Source organism: Melaminivora alkalimesophila, from assembly GCF_000282995.1.
Classification (GTDB): Bacteria; Pseudomonadota; Gammaproteobacteria; order Burkholderiales; family Burkholderiaceae_C; genus Melaminivora; species Melaminivora alkalimesophila.
This window is the reverse complement of sequence record NZ_ALEE01000514.1, coordinates 1-5938: the sequence shown is the minus strand read 5'-3', so window position 1 is coordinate 5938 and position 5938 is coordinate 1. Positions and strand designations below refer to the sequence as shown.

General features: G+C 71.4%; 3 protein-coding genes and 1 pseudogene. All 4 read left to right on the top strand.

Going from position 1 to position 5938, the window contains the following annotated elements; all coding sequences use genetic code 11:
• Positions 1-2748, top strand: a 2748-nt coding sequence (gene gcvP / locus A612_RS10015) for an aminomethyl-transferring glycine dehydrogenase (RefSeq protein WP_019374357.1), incomplete at its 5' end; no start/stop codon positions are given.
• 68 nt (positions 2749-2816) lie between these two features.
• Positions 2817-5039: a hybrid sensor histidine kinase/response regulator gene (locus A612_RS10010; protein ID WP_019374356.1), complete on the top strand. Its 2223-nt coding sequence runs from the start codon at positions 2817-2819 to the stop codon at positions 5037-5039.
• Complete coding sequence (locus A612_RS10005) at positions 5029-5709, top strand: RluA family pseudouridine synthase (protein WP_019374355.1); 681 nt, start codon at positions 5029-5031, stop codon at positions 5707-5709. Before A612_RS10010 ends, A612_RS10005 begins: the two co-directional genes overlap by 11 nt.
• 13 nt (positions 5710-5722) lie before the next feature.
• Positions 5723-5938, top strand: a pseudogene (locus A612_RS10000) (SDR family NAD(P)-dependent oxidoreductase); the annotation flags it as partial.

The window sequence follows — 5938 nt, the reverse complement described above, 5'->3', positions numbered from 1 at the left end:
ATGCGGCTGCCCGCCCCTGCCACCGAGGCGGCCGCGCTGGCCGAGCTCAAGGCGATCGCCGGGCGCAACCGCATCCTGAAGAGCTTCATCGGCCAAGGCTATTACGGCACGCACACGCCAGGCGTCATCCTGCGCAACGTGCTGGAAAACCCCGCCTGGTACACCGCCTACACCCCCTACCAAGCAGAAATCAGCCAGGGCCGGATGGAGGCGCTGATCAACTTCCAGACCATGGTCACGGACCTGACCGGGATGGACATCGCCAACGCCTCGATGCTCGACGAGGCCACCGCCGCGGCCGAGGCCATGACGCTGGCGCGCCGCTCGGTCAAGGCAGCCAGCAACCGTTTCATCGTCGCCGGCGACGCGCACCCGCAGACCATCGAGGTCATCCAGACGCGCGCCGAGCCGCTGGGCATCGAGGTGGTGCTGGCCAATTCGCGCGAGGCGTGGGACGCGGCCGTTGAAAGCGAGTACTTCGCGCTGCTGGTGCAATACCCCGCCACCAGCGGGCGCATCGACGACGTGCAGTCCTTGCGCGCCGCGGCCGAGAAAGCTCACGCGCGCAACGCCGCCGTCATCGCCTGCGCCGACCTGCTGGCGCTGGCACTGATCGTGCCACCGGGCGAATGGGGCGCCGACATCGTCGTCGGCACCACGCAGCGCTTCGGCATGCCGATGGGCGCCGGCGGCCCGCACGCCGGCTACATGGCCTGCCGCGACGGCTTCAAGCGCAGTCTGCCGGGCCGCCTGGTGGGGGTGAGCGTGGATGTGCATGGCCAGCCCGCCTACCGCCTGGCGCTGCAGACGCGCGAGCAGCACATCCGCCGCGAGAAGGCCACGTCCAACATCTGCACCGCGCAGGTGCTGCCAGCGGTCGTCGCCAGCATGTATGCCGTCTACCACGGCCCCAAGGGCCTCGCGCGCATCGCCCGGCGCGTCGCCACCTACACGGCCATCCTGGCGCAGGGGCTGAAAAGCCTGGGCGCGCCGCTGCGCGAGCAGCCCAGCTTCGACACCCTGTGCCTGCACACCGGCGATGCCACCAGAAAAATAGCCGACCGCGCCGTGTCCCTGGGAGCCAACCTGCGCACCTACCGGGACGAATACCTGTGCATCTCGCTCGACGAGACCACCACGCGCGCCGACGTGGAACTGCTGTGGAAGGTCTTCGCGGCGGATGGCCAGCCCGTGCCTGCCTTCGCGGACTACGACATGGGCGTGGACCCGCTGATCCCGCAAGCGCTGCGCCGCGCGAGCAGCTTTCTCACGCACCCGGTGTTCAACACCCACCACTCCGAGACCGCCATGCTGCGCTACATCCGGCAGCTGTCGGACAAGGACCTGGCGCTGGACCGCACCATGATCCCGCTGGGCTCGTGCACCATGAAGCTCAACGCCACCAGCGAGATGATCCCCATCACCTGGCCGGAGTTCGCGCAGGTTCATCCGTTCGCGCCGGCCGACCAGCAGGAAGGCTACCGGCTGCTCGACGAGCAGCTGCGCCGCTGGCTGTGCGAGGCCACGGGCTATGCCGGCGTCAGCCTGCAGCCGAACGCCGGCAGCCAGGGCGAATACGCGGGCCTGCTCGCGATCCGCGCCTGGCACGCGGCCCAGGGCAACGCCCACCGCGACGTCTGCCTGATCCCCAGCAGCGCGCACGGTACCAACCCGGCCAGCGCCCAGATGGTCGGCATGCGGGTGGTGGTCGTCCAGTGCGACGAGAACGGCAACGTGGACATGGATGACCTGAAGCTGCAGTGCGAGAAGCACAGCGAGCGCCTATCGTGCATCATGATCACCTACCCCAGCACGCACGGCGTGTTCGAGACCCGCGTCAAGGAGCTGTGCGAGCTGGTGCACGCGCACGGCGGCCGCGTCTACGTGGACGGCGCCAACATGAACGCGCTGGTGGGCGTCGCGGCGCCGGGCGAGTTCGGCGGCGATGTGAGCCACCTGAACCTGCACAAGACCTTCTGCATCCCGCACGGCGGCGGCGGGCCGGGCGTGGGGCCGGTGTGCGTGGTCGAGGACCTGGTGCCGTACCTGCCCGGCCACGGCACCGCCGCCGCCATGGGCGCCCTGGCCGATGCCCCTGCCTCCCGGGCCGTGGGCGCGGTATCCGCCGCGCCGCTGGGCAACGCGGCCGTGCTGCCGATCTCCTGGATGTATATCCGCATGATGGGCGGCGAGGGCCTGACGGCCGCCACCGAGCTGGCCATCCTGAACGCCAACTACGTGAGCGCCCGCCTGGCAGGCCACTACCCCACGCTTTACGCCTCGGACAACGGCCGCGTGGCGCACGAATGCATCCTCGACCTGCGCCCGCTCAAGGAGGGCAGCGGCGTGGTCGCAGAAGACGTGGCCAAGCGGCTGATCGACTACGGCTTCCACGCGCCGACGCTCTCCTTTCCGGTGCCCAACACCTTGATGGTCGAACCCACGGAAAGCGAGAACCTGGCCGAGCTGGACCGCTTCGTCGATGCGATGATCGCCATCCGCGCGGAGATCCAGCAAATCGAGGACGGCCACTGGCCACGCGACGACAACCCGCTCAAGAACGCGCCGCACACGGCCGAGAGCCTGCTGGTCGCGGAATGGACCCGCCCCTACCCACGGGAGGTGGCGGCCTACCCGGTACCGGGGTTGCGCCGCAACAAGTACTGGAGCCCGGTGGGCCGCGTCGACAACGTGTACGGCGACCGCAACCTGTTTTGCAGCTGCGTGCCGATGGACGAACTGGGGTGAGGGGCGCGGCGCGCCCACCCAGGGCGCCCGGGGCGGACTAAACTGGCGGACACACGCCTTTTGCGCCCATGCCACGCCCCGACCTGTCTTTCCTGCTGCGGTCCGAAGCGGACTCCGCCGGCGTGCCGACCCCCGGGCCGTCCGCAGATGCGGCGCGGGCCAACACCCCTGCCGGGGCGGAGGTCCCCGCGGAGCGCCGCACGCCCGAGCGCGCGACCGGCCGGTTGGCGGCACTCATCGAGGAGCTGCGCGCCTCCCAGGCCGAGCTGCAGGCGCAGAACCAGGTGCTGCGCTACAGCCAGTCCATGGCGGAGAGCGCCTCCGAACGTTTCGAGGCCCTGTTCTCCAGCGTGCCGCTGGCACTCATGGTGCTCGACGAGCACGACGTCGTGGTCCAGGCCAACTCCATGGCCCAGCGCTCCTTCCAGCCGCGCGAGCACGACCGTCCCCTGACCGCGCTGATGCCCTTCGTGGACGCGGCGCACGCCGCGCGCGTGGGCGCCGCCTTCGCCGCGGCGCGCGAGCGCGGCACGGCCGAGGCGACCGAAGTCGTGTTCACCATCGATGCCGAGCGCCGCATCACCGGCGACCTGCACATCGCGCGCATCGAGGCGCACGGGGGCGACGGCGGCGCGCCCAGCCTGCAATTTCTGTGCGCGGTCATCGACCAGGGCCCGCTGCTGGCCGAGCGCCAGGCGCTCAAGCGCAGCGCCGAGGAGCTGCGCCAGCGCAACGAACAGCTGCACGCCGGCGAGCGGCGCCTCGCGGCGGTCATCAATTCCGCGCTGGACGCCATCGTCTGCGTGGACCAGCACCAGCGCATCACGGTCTTCAATCCCACGGCCGCCATGCTGTTCCAGTGCCCGGCCAGCGACGCCCTGGGCAGCCCGATCAGCCGCTTCATCCCCAAGGCCGACCAGGTGCTGGCCTTCGCCCAGCTCACCACCCAGGCGATGATGGGCGAGATGACCGCGCTCACGGCCTCCGGGCGCGAGCTCGCCGTCGAGGTCAGCGTCACTTTCGAGCGTCACGCCGAGGGCGAGACCACCACCGTCTTCGCGCGCGACCTGACCGCCAGGAAACGCGAGGAAGCGCGCCGCGCCGAGCTGGAGGCGCAGCTGCGCGAATCGCACAAGATGCAGGCCATGGGCACCCTTGCCGGCGGCATCGCACACGACTTCAACAACATCCTGCACGCCATCCTCGGCAACGTCGAGCTGGCCCGCGCCGAGAGCCCACCGGGCACGCCCGCCCACGAGAGCCTGCTGGAGATCGACAAGGCCGGCCGGCGCGCGCGCGACCTGGTGCGCCAGATCCTGACCTTCAGCCGCAACGAGCCGCCGCGGCGCCACGCCGTCGCCCTCGCCGAGGTGGCGCAGGACACGCAGCGCCTGTTGCGCGTGACGCTGCCGCCCCAGGTCAGCTTCTCCATCCACGCGCCCGAGGGCCTGCCGCCGGTGCTGGCGGACGCCACCCAGGCCGAGCAGGCGCTGCTCAACCTGTGCACCAATGCCGTGCACGCCATCGGCGAGCGCCACGGTAACGTCCGGTTGGAACTCGCACTCGCCCAGCCGACGCAGCGCCTGCGCGAGCGCCTCGGCCTGGCGGCCGACCAGTACGTCACGGCCACGGTGCACGACGACGGCCCGGGCATGGACGCCGCCACCCAGTCGCGCGTGTTCGAGCCCTTCTTCACCACCAAGCCGGTGGGCCAGGGGACGGGCCTGGGATTAGCCGTGGTACACGGCGTGATGCGCACCCACGGGGGCGCCATCGACCTGCGCAGCGCCCCCGGACAGGGCAGCAGCTTCACGCTGTATTTTCCGGTGGCGGTATCCACCCACCTGCCCTCCCCGCCCGCGCTGCCCGCGCCCGCCTCGAGCCCCATACCGCCGCCCCCGGCTGCTGCGGCTGGCCAGCGTGCCCGGCACGTCATGTACGTGGACGATGACGAGGCGCTGGTGCGGCTGGTGCAGCGCCTGCTCGGTCGCCGCGGCTACGAGGTCAGCTGCTTCACCGACCCGCGCCAAGCGACCGAGGCACTGCGCGCCGCGCCCGCGCGCTACGACCTGCTGGTCACCGACTACAACATGCCGGGCTTTTCCGGCCTGGACCTGCTGCGCGCGGCGCGCGCCATCCGCGCCGACCTGCCGGTCGCCCTGGCCTCGGGCTACGTCACCGCCGACATCGAGCAAGCCGCCCTGGCCGAGGGCGCGCGCGCCCTGATCCACAAGCCCGACGACGTGCAGGCGCTGTGCGCGACTGTGGACCGGCTGGTGCATGGAGGCTGAAGCCGGGGTGGTGGCGGCAGACCTGAGTTGCCTGCACGAGGATTCGGACCTGCTGGTGCTGTGCAAGCCTTCCGGGATGCTGTGCGTGCCGGGGCGTGGAGCCGACAAGCACGACAGCCTCGCGACGCGCGCCCAGCAGCATTGGCCGGGTGCGCTGGTGGTGCACCGGCTCGACCAGGCAACCTCGGGCCTGGTGCTGATGGCGCGCAACCCGGTGGCCCAGCGCCTGCTCGGCCAGGCCTTCGCCGCGCGCCGGGTGGAGCGCCGCTACCACGCCGTGGTCCAGGGCGAGCCGCGCCCCGAGGCGCTGGACGACGAGGGCTGGGCGCTGATCGACCTGCCGCTGGCCGCCGACTGGCCGAACCGTCCGCGCCAGCGGGTGGACCTGGCCACCGGCAAGCCGAGCCAGACCCGCTGGCGCGTGCTGCAGCAAAACCACCGCGGCCTGGCGCAATCGGCGCTGCTGGAGCTGCGCCCGCTCACCGGCCGCACGCACCAGCTGCGCGTGCACCTCGCGGCCATCGGCCACCCGATCCTCGGTGATGCGCTGTACGCCGACGCCGCCACGCAGCAGCGTGCGCCGCGGCTGCTGCTGCACGCCAGCGCCCTTGGCTTTGCCCATCCCCGGCACGGGGCATGGCAACAGTTCGAGGCGCCCCACGGTTTCTGACTACCATAGGCGAATGAACCAGCACCTGTACCTCCTCACCGGCAGCTCGCGCGGCATGGGCCTGGCCATGGCGCAGCAGCTGCTCGTGCCCGGGCACCACGTCGTGGGCCTGTCGCGCAAGTCCCATCCCGCGCTCCAGGCGCCCGAGGGCGCGCAGCTCGAGCAGTGGAGCGTGGACCTGGCCGACCCGGTGGCCGCGGCCGAGCGGCTGCGCGAATGGCTGCAGGCG